The following is a 22,516-nucleotide window of genomic DNA, read 5'->3' as shown; positions in this document are numbered from 1 at the left end:
CACGCGCAACCGGTGCCGCGGCGGGAACGGCATCGTCTGCGATCGGCGACCGGCATCACGCCCCTTGCAGCCAATGCATGCCGCCTCACTGGCGTGCCGCTCACTCTACCGCGCGCTTGGGATCCTCCAGCTCGGTCAGCCGCGCGACGATCTCGGGCTCCAGCTTGTAAATATCGGTCAGTGCGCCGACGCCGTGCCGCGTCTCCGCCTTGCCTGCAAACGTCCCGACATAGCGCGTCGTCGGGCTGTTGAAGTGCAGCCGCGCGATCGACTTGCGGTTGTTGTCGTCGAGCAGGATCGCGCAATAGGATTTCGAATCGCGGATCACGATGCGCTTGGGGTCGACATGCCGCGCGGCGATCGCCTGGACGATCCGGAACCCGCCGATCTCGTCCTCGGTCGTGATGATCCCGTCGCCCTGCGACATGTCGTCCGACGCGCCTTCGTCGATGTCGACCGGAGAGGGGTTGGCGACGTTCAGGGCAGAGGTCAGCCGGTCGTTGACGCGGTCGCGGATCAGGCCCGCGATCGATGCCGCCAGAACCGGTTGGAACTGTTCCTTGACCGATGCCGTCATGCGACCGTTCTGCACCTTGGCCGCCATCATCCGAACGAACTCGTCGGACGGATTGGCGAACTCGCGTTCAAGTTCGATCCGCACCTGCGATTGCAGTTTCAGGCGCCCCGCCTCTGCCACGATCGCATCGATGCTGAATTCGCCTTTCGAGAAGCGTTCGAGCGTCGTCGGATCGGTCCGCCGCATCGCATCCATCGAAAAGACGAAGAACGGCTTGTCGTCCATCTTGTTGGGCTGTTCGATATCCGAATAGAATTGATAGACGACACCGTTGGTCAGTACCGCCACGCGCGCCTCGGTGGTCGAGAAATACCGATAGAGCTGCGATGCATGTTTCAGGTCCAGGTCGATCGTCGAGGGCTTGCACTCGATCAGGATGCTGACTTTCCCATCGATGCACAGTGCATAATCGACCTTCTCGCCCTTCTTGATCCCCACGTCGGCGGTGAATTCGGGCACCACTTCCGCAGGGTTGAAGACATCATATCCCAATGCCTGCAGAAACGGCATCACGAGCGCCGTTTTGGCGGCTTCCTCGGTCAGCAACAATTCGCGGTGCTGCGCCGTACGCTTTTCCAGTTCGATCAGCTTCGTCGCCAGATCCATGCGCCATCCCCCCTAGACTGCGCTGAACCTGACCGGCATTGCGCCCCCTGCAAGCGACGATGGGTTCAAAGTGAACCTAGTGACGGTCGTGCTGGGGGCAGGGGGCGTTGCGTCCAGACCCCCCAGGAGACCGCGGCAGTGTCGCGCGCGCAGATCCGCCGTGCCTCGCAGCGTTCCTAAGGAATTTCCGGCGCGTTCAGGGCTGATCGCCGCCATACCCAAATCCAAGACATCAACATGCGCGGGTAACATCGGGCCTGAACCTGGCGGATGCGCGGCGAACCCGGTGCTCAGTTCGCCGCGAGCCTTTCGTCGAGATAGGCGATGACGTCGCGCAGCCGCGCGGCGACGACGGCATTGGCTTCGGCGTCGGCCGAGCCCAGCGCCTCGTCGATCAGCTCACGAACGCGACGAAGCTGTTGCGTCTCCTTGTCAAATTCCATGCAGGCTCACCAAAGCGCGATAGCCTGCAACATACGTCGCCCCCGCGTGACGGATGCATTTTGCAAAGATCATTCAGAGTCGGCGTCTTCTCCCGACTCCGCCCGCGCAGGGACGGGCAACGACGCTAGCGCTTTGCGAAAATCCGCCCGATCAGCAGGTCCGCCGCCGCGCCGATCTGGTCCGCCATCTGTTGCGGGTTGATCCCGGGCGCGCCCGGCGCGCGGGCATCGGGTTTCGCCGCATCCGGCTTCGCGGCATCGGGCTTCACCTCGGCCGCCTTCGCCGCCTCGCCCTGTTTGCGCGCTGCATTCGCTGCGACCAGCCCGCCGACCATCGCCAGCCCCGACGCGATGGCCTGGCGACCTTCGGGCGTATTCGCGCGCTCGATCAAGGCCTCGCCCTTCTTGCGCAGCTCCTTGGGCACCTTGAACCCGGCGAACTCCTTGGGGATCTTCACCTTGGGCTTTGCGCCGTCTGCCTTCTTCGCGCCCGTCTTCGCTTTTGCCATCATGTCCTCATGTCGCTGTGTACGACCGAGATAATACACGCACCCCGCTTTTCAATCCGCGGGTGCTGGCGGGCGCCGCCGTGCGTTCCTATTTCCACCACTGGCATCCGGCAAAGAACAGAAGTAGAACTCGACATATGCTGACTCACATTTCCGTCCGCGGCGCGCGCGAGCACAATCTCAAGGACGTCGACATCGACATCCCCCGCGACACGCTGACGGTGATCACCGGGCTGTCGGGCAGCGGCAAGTCGAGCCTCGCCTTCGACACCATCTATGCCGAAGGCCAGCGCCGCTACGTCGAGAGCCTCTCGGCCTATGCCCGCCAGTTCCTCGAACTGATGCAGAAGCCCGATGTCGACCATATCGAGGGCCTGAGCCCCGCGATCTCGATCGAGCAGAAGACGACCTCGCGCAACCCGCGCTCGACCGTCGCGACCGTGACCGAGATCTACGACTACATGCGCCTGCTCTGGGCGCGCGTCGGCACGCCGTACAGCCCGACCACCGGCCTCCCGATCGCCGCGCAGACCGTCAGCCAGATGGTCGACCGCGTCATGGCGCTCCCCGAAGGCACGCGCCTCTACCTCCTCGCCCCCGTCGTCCGCGGCCGCAAGGGCGAGTATCGCAAGGAGATGCAGGAGTGGCAGAAGGCCGGCTTCACCCGCGTCCGCATCGACGGCACGATCCACGAGATCGACGAAGCCCCCGCACTCGACAAGAAGTACAAGCATGACATCGAAGTCGTGGTCGACCGCCTCGTCGTCGGCGGCGACATCGGCACGCGTCTCGCCGAGAGCTTCGAGACCGCGCTGAAGCTCGCCGAGGGCCTGGCGTACATCGACCCCGCCGACCCGGTCGAGCCGCACACGCCGAAGTCCGAAATCCTCGGCAACAACGCCCCCGACGGCCGAATCGTCTTCTCGGAAAAGTTCGCTTGCCCGGTCAGCGGCTTCACGATCAGCGAGATCGAACCGCGCCTCTTCTCGTTCAACGCGCCGCAAGGGGCCTGCCCGGCCTGCGACGGCCTCGGCGAGAAGCAGCTGTTCGACGAGGACCTCGTCGTCCCCAATCACGGCCTCAGCATCAAGAAGGGCGCGGTGATGCCCTGGGCGAAATCCAACCCGCCCAGCCCCTATTACATGCAGGTCCTCGGCTCCCTCGCGCGCGAATTCGCCTTCAGCCTCGAGACCCCCTGGGGCGAACTGCCGCCCGAGATCCAGAGCCTCATCCTCCACGGCTCGCGAGGAAAGCCCGTCACGCTCACCTTCATCGACGGCAAGAAGAAGTACGACGTCGTCAAGCCGTTCGAGGGCGTGATCGGCAACCTCAACCGCCGCCTGCTCCAGACCGAGAGCGCGTGGATGCGCGAGGAGCTCAACAAATACCAGTCCGCCGCCAAGTGCGAAGTCTGCGCCGGCGCCCGCCTCAAGCCCGAGGCGCTCGCGGTCAAGATCGGCATGAAGGACATCGCCTACGCCACGCACCTGTCCGTGGTCGACGCGCTGCAATTCTTCACCGACATCCCCGGCCATCTGGGCGACCAGCAGAACGCGATCGCCGAACGCATCCTGAAAGAGATCGTCGAGCGCCTCGGCTTCCTCAACAATGTCGGCCTCGACTATCTCAACCTCGACCGCACCTCTGGAACATTGTCCGGCGGCGAATCGCAGCGCATCCGCCTCGCGTCGCAGATCGGCTCGGGCCTGTCGGGCGTGCTCTACGTCCTCGACGAGCCCAGCATCGGCCTGCACCAGCGCGACAACGACATGCTGCTGAAGACGCTGCGCCGCCTGCGCGACCTCGGCAACACCGTGCTCGTCGTCGAGCATGACGAGGACGCGATCCGCACCGCCGACTATGTCATCGACATGGGCCCCGGCGCCGGCGTCCGCGGCGGCGAGGTCGTCGCCCAGGGCACGCTCAAGCAGCTGCTCAAGTCCAAGACCAGCATCACCGCCGACTATCTGACGGGAAAGCGCAGCGTTCCCGTCCCCGCGACGCGGCGCAAAGGCAACGGCAAGAAGCTCACCGTCCACAACGCCACCGCCAACAATTTGCGCGGCGTCACCGCGTCGATCCCGCTCGGCACCTTCACCTGCATCACCGGCGTCTCGGGCAGCGGCAAGTCGAGCTTCACCATCGACACGCTCTACGCGTCCGCCGCGCGCGAGCTCAACGGCGCGCGCATCCAGGCCGGCAAGCACGACAAGATCACCGGGCTCCAATATCTCGACAAGGTCATCGACATCGACCAGTCGCCGATTGGCCGCACCCCGCGCAGCAACCCGGCCACCTATACCGGCAGCTTCACGCAGATCCGCGACTGGTTCGCGGGGCTCCCGGAGGCGCAGGCGCGCGGCTACAAGCCCGGCCGCTTCAGCTTCAACGTCAAGGGCGGCCGCTGCGAGGCGTGCCAGGGCGACGGCGTGCTCAAGATCGAGATGCACTTCCTCCCCGACGTCTATGTGACCTGCGACGTCTGCCACGGTGCGCGCTACAACCGCGAGACGCTCGAGGTGAAGTTCAAGGGCCACAGCATCGCCGACGTGCTCGACATGACGGTCGAGGACGCCGCCGAGTTCTTCAAGGCGGTCCCCCCGATCCGCGACCGCATGGCGATGCTGGTCGAGGTCGGCCTCGGCTACGTCAAGGTCGGTCAGCAGGCGACGACGCTGTCCGGCGGCGAGGCGCAGCGCGTGAAACTCTCGAAGGAATTGTCCCGCCGCGCCACCGGCAACACGCTCTACATTCTCGACGAACCCACCACCGGCCTGCATTTCGAGGACGTCCGCAAACTCCTCGAAGTCCTCCACGCGCTGGTCGAACAGGGCAACACGGTGGTGGTGATCGAGCACAATCTCGACGTCATCAAGACCGCCGACTGGATCATCGACCTGGGCCCCGAAGGCGGCGTCAAGGGCGGCGAGATCGTCGCGGAAGGCGTGCCGGAGAAGGTGGCGAAGGCGAAGGGGAGTTTTACGGGGAAGTACCTTGCGCCGTTGCTGGAGAAGCGGGTGGTCGAGGGGGCGGAGTAGAGGAATGGAAAACCGGGTTCCCGCTGAAGATGACTGCGTTGTTCCCCCGCCGCTAACGATTGAGGCGATTTCGCATCTGGTGTTATCGCAGGCTCCGCATGAAGCCCGCGATATCACGGAGTATGTCGAGGGGCAGTGTCACGGCGAAGAAACGGTCGTGCATGCTGAACTTGTCAAAACCGAATTTGTATTGATGTCGCGATACGACGTTTGGGACGTTCATACCGACAAGAGTAGATGGTGGGTGGTTACCAGTCCGACGAACCTGTACTCGCAGAGCAGCTTTCCAAGCCTTGACTACACATTGTCATTTCATATCGGTTTGATGGCTCGAGTGGCGGCGCGCGATCGGCCGCAGCTTGGCCAAGAAGAAGCTGACATGACGGTGGTATTCCGGAAAATGGAGCAGATATCCGATACGTTGGACGAGGCTGAAGAGGTTGAAGATTATCAGACTGTAGGTCTTCAGTGCAGGGAGGTTCTGGTTGCACTGTCGAGGGCAATATCGGCAACTGCGGTGATCGAAGAGGGCGAGAGGCCGAAAGCGGCCGACTTCAAGCACTGGGCGGAGGCGGCTGCGGATACTTTGGCGCCGGGCAGTAGCGCCGCTGTCACAAGGGGTTTTCTGAAGGACTTGGCTCGCCGGGGCTGGGACCTTGTAAGCTGGCTGACACATGCCGGAAGCGCAACGCAGTATGACGCGATTGTTGCTCTGATGGCGACCAACGCATGTGTGGATGCCTTTGCAATGATGCTAAAAAAGCATCGAAGCGGAACTCCTGACCGATGCCCGAGCTGTTCGTCTTACAAGGTCGCCTCGCTCTACCGGCCGGAGCTGGAAACAGAGAGCGGCTATGTTCGATTTTGCCCAAAATGTGAATGGAGCGACGCACCCACGAAGTAATTGGATATTGCTCACTTAAAAGGCGGTGTCGTGCATCTACTTTGCTCGCATTCTTCCATTAACATCCTGAATGCCGGTCTTGCCCCTAGGGATAGATACCATTCGACCATCTCTGCCTTGCAATCCAATTGCGCCCGCAGGGATAGCGACCATCCGCCCATCGTGCCCCTGCAAACCGATGCCGCCCTTCGGTATAGCAACCATTCGGCCGTCACGGCCTTGAAGGCCGATCGCGCCTTGCGGAATTGCCGTCATTCTACCATCACGTCCCTGCAAGCCAATCCCTCCGCGTGGAATAGCTACCATCCGGCCATCGCGACCTTGTAGACCAATTCCACCCTGAGGAATTGCAACCATGTGGCCGTCGCGCCCTTGCAGTCCAATTCCACCTACTGGAATGGACACCGACTCACCGTCGCGGCCTTTAAGCTTAATGGACATCCATTCCTCCTACATACCGTAAATGTCGGTTAATTGGGAAAGTTTCAATATCCGATTTCACGTCATAGTTTGCTGAATGCGTTCAATCCCGATCTACAGACGGCTGTATTTCTTGGGGGCGGCGCCGATCGAACTGGCCATGCCGAATCGTGCAAAAAGGATACTGAGACCGTTTCGCTTAGCCGCGGTGCAAGCGTTTCGCGCCTTTCACCCCATGATATCGTGCGCTATACTTTGCGCATGGTCGACCTCACGCCCATCGAGTCCGAGTTCGCGACGACCGAAGACGCCGAAGCCTATGACGCGTGGTTCCGCGCGAAGGTCGAGAAGGCGATGGCGTCCACCGCCCTCCGCATCCCGCACGACGAGGTGATGGCGATGGCGCAGGCCGTGATCGAGAAGCATAGGCCGCGGTGACGTTGCGGCTCGTCCTGGACGGACGATGCCACCCGCGAGGCGCCATTCCAAACTCTCTCTCCCCTTGGGGAGAGGGAAGGGGCCCGCGCCGCAGGCGTGGGAAGGGTGAGGGGAGTGAGGCTCGGAACGCCTGTCCCAACGCCCCCTCACCCTTCCGTCGCCTTCGGCTCCTCCCTCCCTCTCCCCAAGGGGAGAGGGACGTTCTCCACGCCCGGCAGCGTTACCCCTAAAGCCCCACCGCCACCCGCAACGCCGCATTGATCCGCCCCTGCCACCCCGGCCCGCCCTCGCGGAACTTGGCGAGCACGTCCGGGTCGATCCGCAGCGTCACCTGCTGCTTGGCGCGGTCGCGCAAGGGCGGGCGGCCCTTCACGACGCCGTTCGGCCCCAGATAGCCCGTCGCCGGGCGGATCACCTTCCCGGCGATCGAGAACTCGGCGATGTCGAGCAGCTCGTCGGTCAGCTCCGGTGCGTCGTCGGCCGGATCAAGCCAGTCGGTGCCGGTAGCGCGCGTATTCTCGGTCATTGGCCTTCCTCATCGATATCACGCGGCGTCCCGTGTCCGTCGCGGTCCAGATCACCGCCACCAACCGCTCGCCGAGCAGTCCGTACGTCGCGAACCGCGGCTCGGGATAGGCGAACCGCGTATCCTCGAATTCGAAGACCGGTCCGTCGAAAACCTTGCCCGCATCGGCAAAATCGATCCCGCGTTCGTCGAGGGTCAGCATGCGCTTCACCGGGTCGAACCTGATATCCACCTTCGCCTCATTAATGTAGCTACAAAAATAGCAGCGTCAAGCCGAGGATGCGCGCCATCGCAAAGGGCGGCAACGCCGGCCTGGTCGGGAATGAACGCATCCCGCAACACCGCGCGCCGCCGCCCCCCCCCGCCGCCCTACGTCACCCGCGACCGCTCCATTTCGGACACGGTCACGCGGCCATCGATCAATAGAAATGTGCGTACACGGGCGCCGACACATACCAGCCCTTGCAGTGCCGCGCCCCGCTGCTCCGCCGTCGGTTCTCGTACCGCCACCGCCCCGCGCCCACGCCCGCGACCAGCAACAGCTTGCGCGGACGCGCCAGCGTCTGCTGGCCGATCCAGCGCTCATAGGCGCTTTGCCGCTCATCGTTCGCGCGCTCTGCACGGCCGCAGCTGCGCACGCCGGTCCACGTGCCGATCGCGCCGCTCAGATCCGCCGTGACGCGCTCGATGCGGCTTTCCTCCATGTCGGCCGGCCCGGCATTGCGCGTCACTTCCCTGGCCGGCGCCGCTTCCTGCGCGCGCGCACCCACGCTTGCGGCACTCCCGACCAAAACGGCCACCGCCAGAACGAATCCCTTCATCATCTTCCTCCCGTTGTGAGGCGCAAGATGTGACAGGCGCGGAAGCGTCTGCGGAAACAAGCTGCTCCGTTTCGGTGGCGCACCGCACCGCCTGCGGACGGGCCGCAAGGAATCTTCCCCGCAGGGGCTGTCCTACAGAGCCGAACTCTGCATATTCCCTTGATCCTCTCCTTCCAGGAAAGGATCAAACCGTGAACACCGACTCACAAAACCCCCGCGGCCCCGCCTTCGCCACCGTGCCCGGCACCGATTACGCCAGCGACTATGGCACCGACGCCCCGCCGACCGGCGCCACGGCGATCCCCACCACCTTCCTCCCCGGCGACGACGAAGACGACACGCTGCACGTCTCGCGCCGCCACGACGGCTGGTCCGCCGCCAACCAGCGCCACTTCCTCGAAGCGCTCGCCGAGGGCCACGGCGTCGATGTCGCCGCGCGCCGCGTCGGGCTGTCCGCCGCGTCCGCCTATGCCTTCCGCCGCACGGCCAAGGGCGCCGCCTTCGCGCTCGGCTGGCGCGCCGCCGCGATCGTCGCGCGCGAAGCGATCGCCGAGACATTGCTGGTCCGCGCGCTCGAAGGCACCGTCGACACCATCGTCCGCGGCGAGACCGTCATCACCCGCCACAAATACGACAACCGCCTCGCGCTCAGCCTGCTCGCCCGGCTCGACCGCCAGGCCGAGACCGCGACCGATTGCGACGCCAAGGCCGCGCGGCTCGTCGCGCAGGAATTCGACGCCTATCTCGACCTCGTCGGCCAGGATGCAAGCCCCGCGCGCGCCGGCCTGTTCCTCGCCCGCCGCGCCGGCGTGTTCGGCGACGGCCCGGAGGCAGGGGAGGGGGCGGATCTCACCCCGCTCTACGCGCTCGCCGCCGCCGACCGCTTCGTCCGCACCGGCGTTGCGACCGCGGGCGAAGTCGATATTGCCGATCTCGATCCCGCCGCCCGCGCCAGCTGGACCGCCGAGCAATGGGCCCGCGCCGAAGCCGCCGGGCTGATCGCGATCGCCGCCCCCGCCCCGGAGCCCACCGACGCCCAGGAAACCACGCCAGCGCCTCAACATTCTCAACATTCGCGCGATCCCGACATGCCGCTGGTCTGGCAGCTGCCCGAAACCGACGCATGGCGCACCAGCTTCCCGCCGCCCGAGGATTTCGACGGTTTCGAACAGGGCGAATTCGGCGACTATCGGTACGAACGCGAACTCGACGCGTATGAACAGGGCTGCATGGACGTGTCGCGCGCCGTCGAGGTCGACGCGCGCCGCCGCGAGGAGGGCGCCGAGCGCGACGCGTTCTTCGCCGAGCTCCTCGCCACGATCGACGACCCCGACGTCGCCGACCTGCTCGCCGAGTTTGCGGAACAGGGCCAGCAGGAAACCGTTGAGCTTGCGCAACAGCCAGGATCCGACGATGACCAAAGCGACCCGCCAACCGCCTAAGCCCAAGACGCTCGGCCGCACCCTGCTCGCCACCGGCGCCGCCGCGCTCGGCCTCGGCGGCGCGCTCCTGACGCTGTTCCTGAGTGCGAAGAAGGCGAACCCCAACGAGCATGCGGTCCCCGACCTCGCGCCAGGCAAGCCGCACCCCGGCCCCACCGACCGCGCGCCCGAGGCGTTCCGCCCCGATCCCACCGCGGTCCCGACCGCCGAGGAGCGCGAGGCGCTGCGCCCCGCGACAATGTCGATCAACAGCTGACACCCAGGTTCAACAAAGGAAATTCGATGAGCATCTTCAGCAAGATCAAGTCCGCCATCTTCGGCGAAAAGGGCCCGCTCGGCAGCGGCCATTTCGGCACCCCCAAGCCCGCCGCGCCCGCCCCGGCACCGCAGACCACCGCTGCCCAGCCGGCCCCTGCTCCTGTCGCAACCCCCGCCACGCCGGCTCCGACCGCGCCGACCCAGTCGGTCGACGTCGAGGCGGTGTTGTCCGGCATCGCCCAGCGCAAGGGCTCCGACCTCAACTGGCGCAGCTCGATCGTCGACCTGATGAAGCTGCTCGACCTCGATTCGAGCCTCGACAACCGCAAGGAGCTGGCGACCGAGCTCGGCTACACCGGCGCCAAGGACGGCAGCGCCGAGATGAACATCTGGCTGCACAAGGCGGTGATGCGCGAGCTCGAAAAGAATGGCGGCCTCGTTCCCGCCGGGCTCAAGGATTGATCCGGATGCCACCCCGGCCAACCCCGGGGTGGCGCCATCGTTTGCAGAAATTGCGTAACGAAACCACCGTGTTACCCCAGATCAACCGACCCGGATTTGCTTTTCTGACGACAAGCGTGCATAGAGGGGTCTGCTACAGTCGCACATCGACGGTTCTTGGCGCTTTGCGGCACCTTTCTCCTTCTTTCCCTGCTCCGCGGCACGCGGTCGTCCGACACTCGGGCGGTCCTCAATTGAGAAGGAGCCATTCATGGCTATCACCGGAACCGTAAAATTCTTCAACGCCGACAAGGGCTATGGCTTCATCGCTCCCGATGGCGGTGGCAACGATGCGTTCGTGCACATCACCGCGGTTGAGCGCGCCGGCATGGCGACGCTGAACCAGAACCAGCGCGTGACCTACGAGCTCGAGCCCGACAAGCGCGGCAAGCAGTCGGCGGTCAACCTTCAGGCGGCCGACTAATATCGGCTGCGATGCGGCGGCCATTCCGGTCGCCGCATCATTTTTCCTGTAGCAGGAGTGACCGAGCATGGCCGACAATCCCGAATTCTACCGCGCCCGCGCCGATGAAGAACGTCGCAACGGCGATGCCGCCCTGCTCGACAATGTCCGCGACCGCTGCCGCCGCGCCGAAAAGGCCTGGGACGAGATGGCCAGCCGCGCCGAGCGCACGCAGGTCCTGCGCGCCGCCCGCGAAGCCGCACCCCCCGGTGGCGAACGTATGATGATCGGCACCCCGATGGTGCCCGCCGAATAACGAACGGCCGGGGCGTCCGCGCCCCGGCACTCGGTCCGAGCCCCGCCGTCGAGTCATCCGGCCGCTCCCGACAATTCCGCTGTCCTACAGCGTCGAGTTTTGCCAGCATCCGACTCGGTCGTTCAGCTGGGTCCTGTCACAATGGCTTGCCCGAATCCTTCCACCGATCGAGGATCTGCGACGCTGGCGGCAACGTGTCGGGCGCCGCCAGCGGCAATGGCGACTTCGCCGCGCCACTCTCGGCATAAGCCGGTTGCACGCTCGACACGGGCGTCACCGCCGCTGCAGCCACCGGCCGAGCAACCGCCGCCAACACCAGCGGCGCAACCGGCGCGACTGGCAGATGCGGCCCCGGCACCGGCTCGCCGCCAAGATAGCGCTGCGAGAATGCCGACGCCGTCCCCCAATACCCCTTCCACCGGTGGAAGAAATGCGCGCCAACGGCGTCGGTCATCACCAGGCTGCGGTTCCACGCCGGGGTTACGGCATAGGTATGATAATGCGTCGCCAACCCGACGCCGGCAAACACATAGCCCGCCAGCGCGGCCCCGGCGACCCGCGCCGCCCGCACCCAGGCGGTCCGCGACGGCGTGCGTGCCATCGCCCCGTCGCAGGCAAAGCTGAATTGGCACACCGTCCGCTCGGACCCCTGATACACCACGCCGCAGACCGTGGCGGGGAAGGCAGGATGCCGCACCCGGTTGAGGATCACCTGCGCCACCGCCTGCTGCCCGGCATCGGGCTCCGACGCCGCTTCATAATAGATCGCCGCAGTCAGGCACTGCAGCGCCCGCCCCCGATCGACCGCGCTGGCCCGCGCCATCGAAAAGGGCTGGGCGGCGGTGATACCGGCATCCGCCGCGACGATCTGACTGGCTGCCGCCGCCGACATCGGCAGATCGGGCAGCCCGATCGTCCCGGTCACCCCCGCCGCCGGCGCTCCGGAGCCACGCTCGCCGTACAGCAACGCGGCGCCGGGAAAATGCTCGTCGGCTTCATACCCGCGCCGCACCTCGGGCACCGTGACGGACAGGCCATGCGCGTCCATCGCCCGCAGCGCCGCATGCGCCGACATACCGGCGGTCACCAGCAACCCGACCGCGACCAGCGCGATCCAGATGCGGCCCATCAGCCGGAATGTCGTCAGCGAAACGCGCAAAGACCCACCTCATCGACCACCGCGGCCGACGAGGCCTATAGCGGATCGACCGCTATCGATCCGCTACGAAAACAGGGGCGTCCTGTGGTGGGACGAACTGCCCTGCCATGAACGCTTCACTTCAGCGCAGCGCTATCCAGCCTCAACGCAGTCTCGGGGATCACCTCGACATTCGGATAGGCTTTTCGCAACGGTTCTATGAACTGCTTGGCATCACCGACCACGACGATGCTCGCCGCCTTCGGGTCGAGCAGCGCGGCCGCGGCCGTCTGCGTCGCCGTCGGATCGACCGCGCCCACTGCCTGCGTATAGCGTTGCAACTCGGACAACGGCACCGCCTGCACGACATAGTCGCCAAGGATCCCGGCGACACCATCGGTCGTCTCGATGGCACGTCCAAAATTGCCGACGAGCACCGCCTTGCGCGTCTCGAGCTCAGCCACCGGAACCGGTTCGCGGCCCATCCGCGTCATCTCCGCCTCGATCAGCGTCACGACCTCCGCGGCGGTCGGGTTCTTGGTCTGAGTCCGTGCCGCGATGATCCCCGGCAACCGCCGCGCCTGCACGCCGCTGCCGGCGCCATACGCCAGCCCGCGTTTGATCCGTACCTCTTGGTTCAACCGTGACGAGAAGCCGCCGCCAAGCACGGTGTTCGCAACCGCCAGTGGATAGAAGCGCGCGTCGGTCCGTGTGATCCCCGGGCGGGCGACGACGACACCGGCCTGTCCGGCGTCGGGCATGTCGACGACGACGACGCGGGGTGCCGGAACCGGGCCGGCTGCGGGTAATGCCACCGCTGCGGAGGCCGGCGCCTTCCAAGTCCCGAAAGTCGCGTAGGCCAGCGCCTTCGCCGCCGCCGGCGTGATGTCGCCGACGAGGACAAGCGCCGCGGCGTCCGGCCGCCACGTCCGTGCATACGCCGCCGTGAGGTCCGGCCGCGTAATCGTCTTCAACGACGTCTCGGTTCCCTCCAGCGCTATACCGTAAGGCGCCGCCCCGAACACCGCGCGGTTGGCGACCAGCCCGGCCAACTGCGCCGGATCCTTCATCGTCAGGGTCACGCCGTCGATCGCCTGCGCCCGTGCGCGCTCGATCTCATCGGGCGTGAACACGGGGTTGATCGCGACGTCGGCCAGAATCGTCATCGCCGGTGCCAATTGATCGGACTTCACCGTCACGTCGACCGACGCGCCGTCGCGATCCGCGTCGCTGCCGATCGCTCCGCCCAGCGATTCGATCGCGCGTGCGATCTCGGTGGCCGACCGGGTCTTGGTCCCTTTGGTCATCAAGTCGGCGGTCAGGCTCGAAGCACCAGCGCGCGTCGCAGGATCGGTCGCGGCACCGCCGCTTGCGACTAGCGACGCGGTGACGATCGGCAGATCGTGTTTCTCGACGACGATCAGCCGCATGCCGTTCGCCAGTCGCGTCTCGACCGGCTGGGGGATCGCGGCCGCGATCGGCTGGGCGGGGGCGGGGGGCTTGATCCGTTGCGCCTCGCTGGCCGGCGTGACGACGGCCACGTTGGTCGGCGCCTTCAGGTCCGCGACTTGCACGGTCGGTGCAAGCGCGATCGTGTCGGCTACACCTTGCTTCGCGGCGAGCGGCAGGTAACGGATCGTTGCAGCCTGATTATCGCCTAGATACTGGCGCGCGACGCGTTGAAGATCGGCCGCCGTGACGCGCGCAATCGCCGCAAGCTGCTGGTCGGCCGCACGCGGATCGCCGTCGACGATTACCGACGACGCCAGGGTGCTGGCCTTGCCCTCTGCGGTCTCGCGGCTCTTGATCGACGCGGTCAGAATCTCGTTCTTGGCTTCGTTCAACTCTGCTGGAGTCACCGGGGCGTCACGCAACCGCGCGACCTCGCGTTTCAACGCCGCTTCGCCCGCCTCCGCGGTCTTGCCGCCCGCCAGGATCGCATAAACGACGAGATTGCCGGTCGACTGCTTGCTGTCGAGAAATGCTTCCGCGGATTGCGCGAGCTGGTCGCGGTAGACCAGGCTCTCATACAGCCGCGAGCTCTCGCCCGTCGCCAACACCGCTTTCAGGACCGTCAGCGCCGGGATGTCTGCATCGCGGTCAGCGGGGACGTGATAGCTGATCAGGACCGCGGGCAGCGGCGTGTTCGGCTCGTACACCGTCCGCGTCACGGCGGCGGTACGCGCGGGCTCTGCGACCGTGACTCGCGGGATAGACCCCGCCGGCTTGGTGATGCCGCCGAAATATTGCGACACCCAGCGGTTCAGCTGAGCGGGATCGAAATTGCCCGAGACTACCAGCACGGCATTGTCGGGCCGGTAATAGGTCGCGTGGAACGCGCGGACGTCGTCGATGCCCGCCGCTTCCAGGTTTTGCAGGCTCCCGATTGTCCCGCGCGCATAAGGATGCGTGGTATACGCAAGAGCGGGCATGTAGACCGAGAACAGCTTGCCGTACGGCCGCGCCAGTGTGCTCTGACGAAGCTCCTCCTTCACGACGTCGCGTTCGGACGCGAAGCTCTTGGGCTCGACCACCAGACTTGCCATCCGGTCCGCCTCGGCAAATAACAGCCGTTGAAGGTGGTTGGCCGGTACGACCTCATAGTAGTTCGTATAGTCGTCGTTGGTGGACGCGTTGTTGTATCCGCCGACATCCTCGGTCAGCCTGTCCATCTGCTCCGACACTAGGTTGCGCGTCGATTTGAACATCAGATGCTCAAACATATGCGCAAACCCCGACTTGCCCTTGGGGTCGTCCTTTGATCCGACGTCGTACCAGACCTGAACCGACACGTTCGGCGTCGTCGTGTCGCGGATTGCATACACGCGCAGGCCGTTCGCGAGTGTCTTCTCCGTAAACGCGATCGGTTTCACCGAGGCCGCGGGGGCAGGGCGTGCCTGCGCCGTCACCGCCGAGGGAAGGATGGCTGCGGTCAGCAGCAGGGCGGTGCGGAGCAGATGCATGGTGTCTTACTTCTTCGAACGCGGACGGTTGGCGTACAGGACCGCGCCGGCGATCGCCGCCGATCCGATGCCGACTCCCAGCCCGATCGCACCGAGCGGCCAGTTCTTTGCCTTGTCGACCGCAGCCTTGGCGGCGGCGTCGGCGTGATCCTTGGCCTCCTTGGCGGCGGCCAGGATCTCGTTCGGGGTATCGTCTGTCGGTTCGGTCATCATACTCTCCTACTCTTTACGTCGGTACCGCTCGCGGAAGTCGTTCGCGAACGCAGGCAGGGTGCCGGCGGCGATCGCGGCGCGCAGGTCAGCCATCAACTCTTCATAGAACCAGATGTTATGCTCCGTCATCAACATCGCGCCAAGCATCTCGCCAGCGCGGACGAGGTGATGAAGATACGCACGGCTCCACGTCGCGCAGGTCGGGCATGGGCATGCCGGGTCGATCGGTGCCTCATCTTCGTTAAACTTGGCGTTGCGGATATTGATCGGCCCGGTGCGCGTGAAGGCCTGGCCGGTGCGTCCCGACCGCGTCGGCATGACGCAATCGAACATGTCTATCCCGCGCTCGACCGCGCCGACAATGTCGTCGGGCTTGCCGACACCCATCAGGTAGCGCGGCTTGTCAGCCGGTAGCTGCCCGGGTGCGAAATCGAGGCAGCCGAACATCGCGTCCTGACCTTCGCCAACCGCGAGCCCGCCGACCGCGTAGCCATCAAAGCCGATATCAGTCAAAGCTGCCGCGCTGTCGCCGCGTAGCGTCCGGTCGAGCGCACCCTGCTGAATGCCGAAGATCGCGGCACCTGCGGCATGTTCTTCGCCGCTGTCGAACGCGGCGCGGCTGCGCTTCGCCCAGCGCATCGATCGTTCCATCGCGGCGGCCTGCACCTCGCGCGTGCTAGTCGTCGGCACCAGTTCGTCGAACGCCATGACGATGTCGGACCCCAGCAACCGCTGGATCTCGATCGAGCGTTCGGGCGTCAGCAGATGCCGCGTTCCGTCGAGGTGCGACTTGAACGCGACGCCCTCCTCCGACCGCTTCGTGAGGTCCGCAAGGCTCATCACCTGATATCCGCCGGAGTCGGTCAGGATCGGTCTTTTCCATCCCATGAATCCATGCAGCCCGCCGAGCCGTGCGACCCGCTCGGCACCTGGGCGCAACATCAGGTGATACGTATTGCCCAGAATGATGTCCGCGCCCGCGGCTTCCACGTCCGCGGGCTTCATGGCCTTGACGGTCGCTGCGGTGCCGACCGGCATGAAGGCAGGCGTTCGAATTGCACCGCGCCGCATCTGGATCGCGCCGGTCCGCGCCGCGCCGTCGGTCGCCGTGATCGTAAAAGCGAAGCGTGTGGTCATCGTGGTTTCCTGCCCGGTTTGTCGCCGGGGCGGGCGGGGGTGGTAGGGCCGTTGGCGTCGATCGGCCGGGTTTTGAAGGTCAGCAGTTCCGCGCGCGTCAATTCGCCATCATGGTCACGATCCCAGCGCGAGAACAGCTTTGCGAACTGCGCCTGCAATTCGGCCACCGTGATCACATTGTCACCGTCACGGTCGGCATCGAACGGGGCCGGCAAAGCGGTCCGGTCACCGAGCCAGCGGAGCGCCCAGTCCGAATACGCAAGATAGCGCATCGACCCAGACTCTGCCCCGGCAAAGCTTCGCGCCACGCAGTCGGAGAGTTCGGCGCGGGTGACGAGCGCATCCCCATTGGCGTCGCAGGCGGCGGCGAACATTGCGGCGGGTTCGACGACGATCGTCGCAGGCGTTTGCGCTGTCGCCTTGGGCGGCGCGACCACGACGATCTCCGGGGCGGCTTGCAACAGTGCGAGCAGCAACAGGATCATGGCAGCAGCAGCGATGCGTCGCCATAGCTGTAGAAGCGATAGTGGTGCGCGATTGCGTGCGTATAGGCGGCCTGCATCCGTTCCCGCCCCATCAGCGCCGAGACCAGCATGAACAGTGTCGAGCGCGGCAGATGGAAATTGGTCATCAATCCGTCGATCCCGCGGAACCGATACCCCGGTGTGATGAAGATCGACGTGTCGCCGTCGAACGGTTGGATAACACCCTCCGCATCGGTCGCGCTCTCGATCAAGCGGAGCGACGTCGTTCCTACCGCGATGACCCGGCCACCCGCCGCGCGAACGGCGTTCAACCGCTCAGCGGTCGCGGCGTCGATCCGCCCCCATTCCGCGTGCATCCGGTGGTCAACAGTATCGGTCGCCTTGACCGGCAGGAACGTCCCCGCGCCCACATGCAAGGTCAGCGTGGCATGGCCGATCCCCGCCGCCTCGATCGCCGCCATCAGCGCCGGCGTAAAGTGCAGCGCCGCGGTCGGCGCCGCAACCGCGCCCGGTTCGGCAGCAAACATCGTCTGGTAATCCGCCGCATCACGCTCGTCGGTGGGGCGCTTGCCCGCGATATAGGGCGGCAGCGGCATGTGCCCGGCGCGTTCGAGCAGCAGTTCAACCGGCTCGTCACCGACGAATTCGAGCGCATAACTGCCGTCCGCTTCGCGATCCACAGCCGTTGCCGACACGCCAGATCCGAAGTGGATCACGTCGCCTTCGCTCAGCCGCCGCGCATTGCGGATGAAGGCACGCCAGCGCCTTGGTCCTTCGCGCTTGTGCAGCGTCGCACCGATCCGCGCATCGCCGCGGTGGCCATCGAGCTGCGCCGGGATCACCCGAGTGTCGTTGAAGACGAGCAGATCGCCGCGCCGGAGTAGCAGAGGCAGGTCCGCCACCCCCACGTCGTGCGTCGCGTCGGCGTTAAGCACCAGCATCCGCGCCGCATCGCGCGGCGCCGCAGGGCGGAGCGCGATACGGTCGGTCGGCAGCGCGAAGTCGAAAAGGTCGACGTTCACCGGTTCACTTCTTCGCAGCGGCCTTCTTGGCCGGCGCCAGCTTGGGCTTGGCGACATCCGGGCCGGTCTTCGTACCCGGCAGAGTCACCGGCGCACCCAGGCCGGCGGCGGCAACGGGCGCGCCCGCGACATAGGCCGGCGGGTTATCGGCGGCGATATAGGCATGGGCGATCCGCGACGGGTTCGCGGGCGGCTCGCCCCGTTCGATGGCGTCGACGTATTGCATGCCGTCTATAACTCGGCCGAAAACCGTGTACTTCTTGTCAAGCGCCAGGCGGGGCTGGAAGACGATGAAGAATTGGCTGTTTGCGCTGTCTTCCTTGTCCGATCGCGCCGCCGACACCGCGCCGCGGACGTGCGGCAGATAGTTGAACTCGGCCTTCACGTCGGGAAGAGTCGAGCCGCCGGTGCCGTCGCCCTTGGGATCGCCGCCCTGCGCCATGAACCCGTCGATCACGCGGTGGAAGGCAAGGCCATCGTAGAAATGCTGGCGCGTCAGCGTCTTGATCCGCTCGACCATCAGCGGCGCGACATCGGGCCGCAGCCAGATCGTCACGCGCCCGCCGGTCGACAGGTCGAGCAACAGCAGATTCTGCGTATCGGTGGTCAGCGGCGGCGCCTTGCGCGTCGCGGAGTTCGGATCGACAATCTGGGCGGATACCGGAACCGCGACCAGGCAGCCGAGCAGGGCAAACATACCGGCGAAAAGGCGCATCAAATCTTCACTCGCATTAGGATGTCGTCGCTTAGAGCAAATCGCCGCTTGCGCCAATCTGAACGTAGGGGCCCGAACGTGGGGAGGGCGCCTAGCTGCCCTTGCGGCCGATCTGCGCGACGCGCGTGGTCACGTCCGCGCTGACCGCGGCGGGTACGAATTTGCTAATATCGCCGCCGTACAGCGCGATTTCCTTGACCAACCGGCTAGCGATCGGCTGCAGCGCGACATCGGCCATCAGGAACACGGTCTCGACGCGCGGATTGATCTGCTGGTTCATGCCGGCCATCTGATATTCGTATTCGAAGTCGGCGACCGCGCGCAGGCCGCGGACGATCACCTTGGCCCCCTCACGCTCGGCGAAATCCATCAGCAGCGAATCGAACGCGACGACATGGACGTCGCCGCCGATCGGCGCGACCTCGCGACGGACCATTGCCAGTCGTTCGTCGAGCGTGAACATCGGCGATTTGGACGCATTTGTCGTCACGCCGATCACCAGCTTGTCGACCAGCTTCGCGCCGCGCCGGATGATGTCCATATGGCCGAGCGTCACAGGATCGAACGTCCCGGGATAGACACCGATGCGCGTCATGGTTGATCCTAGCGGTCGCGTTCGAGGACGAAGCGCGCGATGTCGCGCAACAGATCGGCTTCCTTGCCGTAACCACGCAGGTGCGCGATCGCCTGGTCGACGAGCATCCGCGCCTGTTCGCGCGCGCGCTCGGCACCGAGCAGAGTCAGGAAGGTCTCCTTGCCCGCTTCCTCGTCCTTGCGCAGCTTCTTGCCCGCGACCGCCTCGTCACCCTCGGCATCCAGCAGGTCGTCGGCGATCTGGAACGCAAGCCCCAGGTCATGCGCATAGCCCCGCAGCCCGATCCGGCCCGCTGGCGCAACGCGCCCCAGGATCGCGCCCGCTTCGACCGAGGCCGAGATCAGCGCGCCCGTCTTCATCTGCTGCAGCCGCGTGACGGTGGGCAGGTCGAAGCGCGACGCCTCGGCCTTCAGGTCCATCATCTGGCCCCCGGCCATGCCCATCGGACCGGCGGCGCGTGCGAGATCGAGCACCAGATCGGCGCGGACGAACGGATCGGGATGAGTCTCGGGGTCCGCAAGGATCTCGAATGCTAGCGCATGCAGACAGTCCCCGGCCAGGATCGCGCAGGCTTCGCCATACACCTTGTGCACGGTCGGCTTGCCGCGTCGCATGTCGTCGTCGTCCATCGCCGGCAGGTCGTCGTGGATCAGCGAATAGACGTGGATCGCTTCGAGCGCCGTCGCGGCGCGCGCTGCGCAGGTGCGGTCGACGTCGAACAGCGTCGCGGTCGCGAACACCAGCAGCGGTCGCAACCGCTTGCCGCCGTTCATCGCGGCGTGCCGCATGGCGCGGTACAAATCCGCGCGCGGATCGTCGGGAACCGCGAGCAGCAGGTCGAACTGCCGGTCAATCTCGGCCGAGACCTCGGCGATCGCCGCGTCCAGCGAAACGGGCATCGTCGTCACCGGGTCAGCCCGCCGCGAACGGGCGGACGCCCACCGGCTTGCCCTCGCCGTCGAGACGGATCGCCTCGATCCGCGCCTGCGCCGCGTCGAGCCGGTCCGCGCAGCGCTGGCGAAGCCGATTGCCGCGTTCGTACAGTTCGATCGCCTGCTGCAGCGGCGTGTCGCCGCTTTCCAGCTGGCCGACGATCTTCTCGAGGTCTTTCAGTGCATCCTCGAACGAGAGGTCTTCGATCGGCGTTTCCATGACGCCGCTATGGCGCAGGCGCGCGACGGGGGTCAAGGCGCGCCGCGCGCAGGGCGATCACGTGCGGGCAGGATCACGCCGCCAACGCGGGCGCGTCGTGCGCGCGGTCGCGGCCGCCGGCCTTGGCCGCGAACAGTGCGCGATCGGCGTCGCAATAGAGCCGCTTCCAGTCGGCTTCGCGGCGGATCGGGCCGATGCAGGTCCCGATGCTCGCGGTGACGGTAAGGTCGAACGGCATCCGCGCGCGACGCAGGGCCGCCAGGATCGGCTCCGACATCGGCGGGGATGCCGCGTGCGTGAGGATGGCAAATTCCTCTCCGCCGATCCGCGCGACCAGCGCATCGGACGGCGCCGCCGCGCGCAGCGTGCGTCCAACAACGCGCAGCACATCGTCGCCGCCGTCATGGCCGATCGTCTCGTTCACGGTCTTAAAATGGTCGATATCGACGATCAGCAGCATGTGGTCCCCCGCTCGTCCGATCGCGCCTGCAAGGAACGAGCGGCGATTGAGCAACCCGGTCAACGGATCGGTGTCGGCCAGCAGCCGTGCCGCGCTCTCCTGGACGCGTGCCTCGTCGCGTTCGCGGCCCAGCAGCCGGATGCGATAGGCGATGGCGACGCTCGACAGCAGCGCTTCGATCATCATCGAGATCGTCGTCGACTGGTCGATCCAGAAATTCCACGGAATCAGGTTTGCCGCGCTGGCGATGCGAAGGCTGGAAAACGCGATCGGTGCGCCCCAGGCGACCACGAACAGCCACAGATAATTGCTCCGGTTCCGCCACGCCCGAACCAGCACAACCGCCACCAAGAGCGGGAGCAACACATAGGTCAGCAGAACGACCTGGTCGAGCAAGGCGATCCGCGACGGGGCGAGTGTCACATACGCCATCGTGGTCGTGGCCAGGCCGATGACAATGGCGTCGGCCGCACGGCTCAGCCAGCCCTCGAAGACGCGCTGCTCGAAGAATTTGCGGGCGAACATCACCGCGGCGATGGCCGATGCGGCCAGCAGCATCGCATTGATCCGAAGCCGGTCGTTGTTGTTGAGATCCGGCAGCCACTGCCCAAGGGCGCCAGACGAACTCATCGCGTAGGCGAGCAGGCAGAGCAAAAGCCCGCAATAATGCGGATGGAACGACTGGCGCAGCGCACCCCATAAGGCGAGGTTGTAGACGATCAGCGCGAGCGCCATTCCGGCAAAGCCGCCATAGAGCATCGCCAGCATCATTTCCGACGCGCTCTGTTCCGCATCGCTCATCACGGAGGCGCCAATCAGGATGCCGCGGATGTTCGCCGCGCCCTCGACGTGCCACAGCAATCGGACGGGTTTCGCGTGGTAAGCGGGCAAGGGCAAGGCAAGCGTGGCGCCGAGGTGCAAATGGTGCCCTGCATTGGCACTGGTGAACCCGGTGCTGGCGATATGGCCGTCGGCATACAGGACGTGCAGCGTGACAGCGTCCTGCCATACGCTCGCCATCGCGGCATTCTGGCCGCGCGACGCGACTCCCGGCGGCAGCGGTTGTGAAATGGCCCAGAAATCTCCGGATCCCATGCGATTCTGGGGCGTCGCGCAATCGAAGCGGTCGGGGTGCGCAAACAGCGCCCGTGCGGTGTCGCCGGCGACTACCGGCGTGATGCACACAGAGATCGGGGTCCTTGCGGTGGCTGGCGTTGCACCACACCCCACCGCCGCGATCAGCATCGCGGCCAACCCTCTAATCGCCTGCGCCCACCTCATTCCGTATCGTTAGCGCAACGATCGAAAAGGAACCGTAAACGCGGAGGATCATCCTCGATTTGGTTCCTTGTGATGAAATCGATCGATTTCCGGTCGCCTTCATTCCGGATACGGATCAAGCGGCTCGCAGAAAGCCGACAATGCAAAAAGGCC

General features: G+C 65.6%; 25 protein-coding genes. 8 read left to right on the top strand and 17 right to left on the bottom strand.

From position 1 onward, the window contains the following. Nucleotides 1–100 precede the first annotated feature (100 nt). The 3 genes from U1701_RS00445 to U1701_RS00435 all read right to left on the bottom strand — a co-directional run bounded on the left by U1701_RS00445 (nucleotide 101) and on the right by U1701_RS00435 (nucleotide 2,135). On the bottom strand, nucleotides 101–1,183 hold the full coding sequence (locus U1701_RS00445) for a type I restriction endonuclease (protein WP_332780569.1): 1,083 nt from the start codon (nucleotides 1,181–1,183) through the stop codon (nucleotides 101–103). A 290-nt stretch (nucleotides 1,184–1,473) separates the two neighbouring features. Then, nucleotides 1,474–1,626, bottom strand: a complete 153-nt coding sequence (locus U1701_RS00440; RefSeq protein ID WP_332780568.1) for a hypothetical protein — start codon at nucleotides 1,624–1,626, stop codon at nucleotides 1,474–1,476. Between the two features lie 125 nt (nucleotides 1,627–1,751). Next, the gene (locus U1701_RS00435) at nucleotides 1,752–2,135 is read right to left on the bottom strand and encodes a hypothetical protein (RefSeq protein WP_332780567.1); all 384 of its coding nucleotides are present in this window, start codon (nucleotides 2,133–2,135) and stop codon (nucleotides 1,752–1,754) included. Between the two features lie 137 nt (nucleotides 2,136–2,272). Between U1701_RS00435 and uvrA the strand changes: the two genes are divergently transcribed. From uvrA to relB, 3 genes are all read left to right on the top strand, one after another. After that, nucleotides 2,273–5,173 carry an excinuclease ABC subunit UvrA gene (uvrA, locus tag U1701_RS00430; RefSeq protein ID WP_332780566.1) on the top strand — a complete coding sequence of 967 codons (2,901 nt, stop codon included), beginning with the start codon at nucleotides 2,273–2,275 and terminating at the stop codon, nucleotides 5,171–5,173. Between the two features lie 4 nt (nucleotides 5,174–5,177). Next, on the top strand, nucleotides 5,178–6,077 hold the full coding sequence (locus tag U1701_RS00425) for a hypothetical protein (RefSeq protein WP_332780565.1): 900 nt from the start codon (nucleotides 5,178–5,180) through the stop codon (nucleotides 6,075–6,077). 681 nt (nucleotides 6,078–6,758) lie between these two features. Continuing rightward, nucleotides 6,759–6,935 (top strand): type II toxin-antitoxin system RelB family antitoxin, encoded by a 177-nt coding sequence (gene relB / locus U1701_RS00420; protein ID WP_332780564.1) that lies wholly within the window; start codon nucleotides 6,759–6,761, stop codon nucleotides 6,933–6,935. 226 nt (nucleotides 6,936–7,161) lie between these two features. Here relB and U1701_RS00415 read toward each other — a convergent pair whose 3' ends face one another. From U1701_RS00415 to U1701_RS00405, 3 genes are all read right to left on the bottom strand, one after another. Next, complete coding sequence (locus U1701_RS00415) at nucleotides 7,162–7,461, bottom strand: BrnA antitoxin family protein (RefSeq protein WP_332780563.1); 300 nt, start codon at nucleotides 7,459–7,461, stop codon at nucleotides 7,162–7,164. Beyond that, the gene (locus U1701_RS00410; RefSeq protein ID WP_332780562.1) at nucleotides 7,421–7,693 is read right to left on the bottom strand and encodes a BrnT family toxin; all 273 of its coding nucleotides are present in this window, start codon (nucleotides 7,691–7,693) and stop codon (nucleotides 7,421–7,423) included. The genes U1701_RS00415 and U1701_RS00410 overlap by 41 nt, the downstream gene beginning before the upstream one ends. A gap of 187 nt (nucleotides 7,694–7,880) precedes the next feature. Next, nucleotides 7,881–8,282 carry a hypothetical protein gene (locus U1701_RS00405; RefSeq protein ID WP_332780561.1) on the bottom strand — a complete coding sequence of 134 codons (402 nt, stop codon included), beginning with the start codon at nucleotides 8,280–8,282 and terminating at the stop codon, nucleotides 7,881–7,883. Nucleotides 8,283–8,473: 191 nt separating this feature from the next. On the opposite strand from U1701_RS00405, the gene U1701_RS00400 reads away from it, so the two are divergent. The 5 genes from U1701_RS00400 to U1701_RS00380 all read left to right on the top strand — a co-directional run bounded on the left by U1701_RS00400 (nucleotide 8,474) and on the right by U1701_RS00380 (nucleotide 11,202). Further along, nucleotides 8,474–9,724 carry a hypothetical protein gene (locus U1701_RS00400; RefSeq protein ID WP_332780560.1) on the top strand — a complete coding sequence of 417 codons (1,251 nt, stop codon included), beginning with the start codon at nucleotides 8,474–8,476 and terminating at the stop codon, nucleotides 9,722–9,724. Further along, nucleotides 9,696–9,980: a hypothetical protein gene (locus U1701_RS00395; RefSeq protein WP_332780559.1), complete on the top strand. Its 285-nt coding sequence runs from the start codon at nucleotides 9,696–9,698 to the stop codon at nucleotides 9,978–9,980. Before U1701_RS00400 ends, U1701_RS00395 begins: the two co-directional genes overlap by 29 nt. A gap of 26 nt (nucleotides 9,981–10,006) precedes the next feature. Beyond that, nucleotides 10,007–10,444: a DUF3597 domain-containing protein gene (locus U1701_RS00390; RefSeq protein WP_332780558.1), complete on the top strand. Its 438-nt coding sequence runs from the start codon at nucleotides 10,007–10,009 to the stop codon at nucleotides 10,442–10,444. Between the two features lie 250 nt (nucleotides 10,445–10,694). Next, on the top strand, nucleotides 10,695–10,907 hold the full coding sequence (locus U1701_RS00385) for a cold-shock protein (protein ID WP_332780557.1): 213 nt from the start codon (nucleotides 10,695–10,697) through the stop codon (nucleotides 10,905–10,907). Nucleotides 10,908–10,974: 67 nt separating this feature from the next. Further along, nucleotides 10,975–11,202 (top strand): hypothetical protein, encoded by a 228-nt coding sequence (locus U1701_RS00380; RefSeq protein ID WP_147083772.1) that lies wholly within the window; start codon nucleotides 10,975–10,977, stop codon nucleotides 11,200–11,202. Nucleotides 11,203–11,338: 136 nt separating this feature from the next. Here the strand turns inward: U1701_RS00380 and U1701_RS00375 are convergent, their stop codons facing one another. The 11 genes from U1701_RS00375 to U1701_RS00325 all read right to left on the bottom strand — a co-directional run bounded on the left by U1701_RS00375 (nucleotide 11,339) and on the right by U1701_RS00325 (nucleotide 22,363). Next, on the bottom strand, nucleotides 11,339–12,331 hold the full coding sequence (locus tag U1701_RS00375; RefSeq protein ID WP_332780556.1) for a cell wall hydrolase: 993 nt from the start codon (nucleotides 12,329–12,331) through the stop codon (nucleotides 11,339–11,341). Between the two features lie 146 nt (nucleotides 12,332–12,477). Then, entirely contained in the window at nucleotides 12,478–15,303 is a 2,826-nt protein-coding gene (locus tag U1701_RS00370) for a M16 family metallopeptidase (RefSeq protein WP_332780555.1), read from the bottom strand. A gap of 6 nt (nucleotides 15,304–15,309) precedes the next feature. Next, entirely contained in the window at nucleotides 15,310–15,513 is a 204-nt protein-coding gene (locus U1701_RS00365) for a hypothetical protein (RefSeq protein WP_332780554.1), read from the bottom strand. A 9-nt stretch (nucleotides 15,514–15,522) separates the two neighbouring features. Next, nucleotides 15,523–16,653 carry a tRNA guanosine(34) transglycosylase Tgt gene (tgt, locus tag U1701_RS00360; protein ID WP_332780553.1) on the bottom strand — a complete coding sequence of 377 codons (1,131 nt, stop codon included), beginning with the start codon at nucleotides 16,651–16,653 and terminating at the stop codon, nucleotides 15,523–15,525. After that, complete coding sequence (locus U1701_RS00355) at nucleotides 16,650–17,138, bottom strand: EF-hand domain-containing protein (protein ID WP_332780552.1); 489 nt, start codon at nucleotides 17,136–17,138, stop codon at nucleotides 16,650–16,652. The genes tgt and U1701_RS00355 overlap by 4 nt, the downstream gene beginning before the upstream one ends. Then, entirely contained in the window at nucleotides 17,135–18,160 is a 1,026-nt protein-coding gene (queA, locus tag U1701_RS00350) for a tRNA preQ1(34) S-adenosylmethionine ribosyltransferase-isomerase QueA (protein ID WP_332780551.1), read from the bottom strand. The genes U1701_RS00355 and queA overlap by 4 nt, the downstream gene beginning before the upstream one ends. Nucleotides 18,161–18,164: 4 nt before the next feature. After that, a complete protein-coding gene (locus U1701_RS00345; protein WP_332780550.1) occupies nucleotides 18,165–18,875 on the bottom strand; it encodes a peptidylprolyl isomerase in 711 nt (236 codons plus the stop codon). A 91-nt stretch (nucleotides 18,876–18,966) separates the two neighbouring features. Continuing rightward, nucleotides 18,967–19,470, bottom strand: coding sequence for a pantetheine-phosphate adenylyltransferase (coaD, locus tag U1701_RS00340; RefSeq protein ID WP_332780549.1), 504 nt, complete (start codon nucleotides 19,468–19,470; stop codon nucleotides 18,967–18,969). Between the two features lie 8 nt (nucleotides 19,471–19,478). Then, nucleotides 19,479–20,369: a polyprenyl synthetase family protein gene (locus tag U1701_RS00335; RefSeq protein WP_332780548.1), complete on the bottom strand. Its 891-nt coding sequence runs from the start codon at nucleotides 20,367–20,369 to the stop codon at nucleotides 19,479–19,481. Between the two features lie 13 nt (nucleotides 20,370–20,382). After that, complete coding sequence (locus U1701_RS00330; protein WP_332780547.1) at nucleotides 20,383–20,622, bottom strand: exodeoxyribonuclease VII small subunit; 240 nt, start codon at nucleotides 20,620–20,622, stop codon at nucleotides 20,383–20,385. A gap of 73 nt (nucleotides 20,623–20,695) precedes the next feature. Next, a complete protein-coding gene (locus U1701_RS00325; RefSeq protein WP_332780546.1) occupies nucleotides 20,696–22,363 on the bottom strand; it encodes a GGDEF domain-containing protein in 1,668 nt (555 codons plus the stop codon). Nucleotides 22,364–22,516 lie beyond the last annotated feature (153 nt).

Source organism: Sphingomonas rhamnosi, assembly GCF_036663615.1.
Classification (GTDB): domain Bacteria; phylum Pseudomonadota; class Alphaproteobacteria; order Sphingomonadales; family Sphingomonadaceae; genus Sphingomonas.
Note: the sequence above shows the minus strand (reverse complement) of the source record. Positions and strands in the feature narration are given on the sequence as shown.

Coding starts and splice junctions, on each gene's coding strand:
- U1701_RS00390 (WP_332780558.1), top strand. CDS start 10,007: ATGAGCATCTTCAGCAAGATCAAGTCCGCCATCTTCGGCGAAAAGGGC.
- U1701_RS00365 (WP_332780554.1), bottom strand. CDS start 15,513: ATGACCGAACCGACAGACGATACCCCGAACGAGATCCTGGCCGCCGCC.
- U1701_RS00375 (WP_332780556.1), bottom strand. CDS start 12,331: ATGGGCCGCATCTGGATCGCGCTGGTCGCGGTCGGGTTGCTGGTGACC.
- U1701_RS00425 (WP_332780565.1), top strand. CDS start 5,178: ATGGAAAACCGGGTTCCCGCTGAAGATGACTGCGTTGTTCCCCCGCCG.
- U1701_RS00395 (WP_332780559.1), top strand. CDS start 9,696: ATGACCAAAGCGACCCGCCAACCGCCTAAGCCCAAGACGCTCGGCCGC.
- U1701_RS00335 (WP_332780548.1), bottom strand. CDS start 20,369: ATGCCCGTTTCGCTGGACGCGGCGATCGCCGAGGTCTCGGCCGAGATT.
- U1701_RS00445 (WP_332780569.1), bottom strand. CDS start 1,183: ATGGATCTGGCGACGAAGCTGATCGAACTGGAAAAGCGTACGGCGCAG.
- U1701_RS00435 (WP_332780567.1), bottom strand. CDS start 2,135: ATGGCAAAAGCGAAGACGGGCGCGAAGAAGGCAGACGGCGCAAAGCCC.
- relB (WP_332780564.1), top strand. CDS start 6,759: ATGGTCGACCTCACGCCCATCGAGTCCGAGTTCGCGACGACCGAAGAC.
- U1701_RS00355 (WP_332780552.1), bottom strand. CDS start 17,138: ATGATCCTGTTGCTGCTCGCACTGTTGCAAGCCGCCCCGGAGATCGTC.
- U1701_RS00325 (WP_332780546.1), bottom strand. CDS start 22,363: ATGAGGTGGGCGCAGGCGATTAGAGGGTTGGCCGCGATGCTGATCGCG.
- U1701_RS00415 (WP_332780563.1), bottom strand. CDS start 7,461: ATGACCGAGAATACGCGCGCTACCGGCACCGACTGGCTTGATCCGGCC.
- uvrA (WP_332780566.1), top strand. CDS start 2,273: ATGCTGACTCACATTTCCGTCCGCGGCGCGCGCGAGCACAATCTCAAG.
- U1701_RS00380 (WP_147083772.1), top strand. CDS start 10,975: ATGGCCGACAATCCCGAATTCTACCGCGCCCGCGCCGATGAAGAACGT.
- U1701_RS00385 (WP_332780557.1), top strand. CDS start 10,695: ATGGCTATCACCGGAACCGTAAAATTCTTCAACGCCGACAAGGGCTAT.
- coaD (WP_332780549.1), bottom strand. CDS start 19,470: ATGACGCGCATCGGTGTCTATCCCGGGACGTTCGATCCTGTGACGCTC.
- U1701_RS00330 (WP_332780547.1), bottom strand. CDS start 20,622: ATGGAAACGCCGATCGAAGACCTCTCGTTCGAGGATGCACTGAAAGAC.
- U1701_RS00345 (WP_332780550.1), bottom strand. CDS start 18,875: ATGCGCCTTTTCGCCGGTATGTTTGCCCTGCTCGGCTGCCTGGTCGCG.
- U1701_RS00370 (WP_332780555.1), bottom strand. CDS start 15,303: ATGCATCTGCTCCGCACCGCCCTGCTGCTGACCGCAGCCATCCTTCCC.
- tgt (WP_332780553.1), bottom strand. CDS start 16,653: ATGACCACACGCTTCGCTTTTACGATCACGGCGACCGACGGCGCGGCG.
- U1701_RS00405 (WP_332780561.1), bottom strand. CDS start 8,282: ATGAAGGGATTCGTTCTGGCGGTGGCCGTTTTGGTCGGGAGTGCCGCA.
- U1701_RS00440 (WP_332780568.1), bottom strand. CDS start 1,626: ATGGAATTTGACAAGGAGACGCAACAGCTTCGTCGCGTTCGTGAGCTG.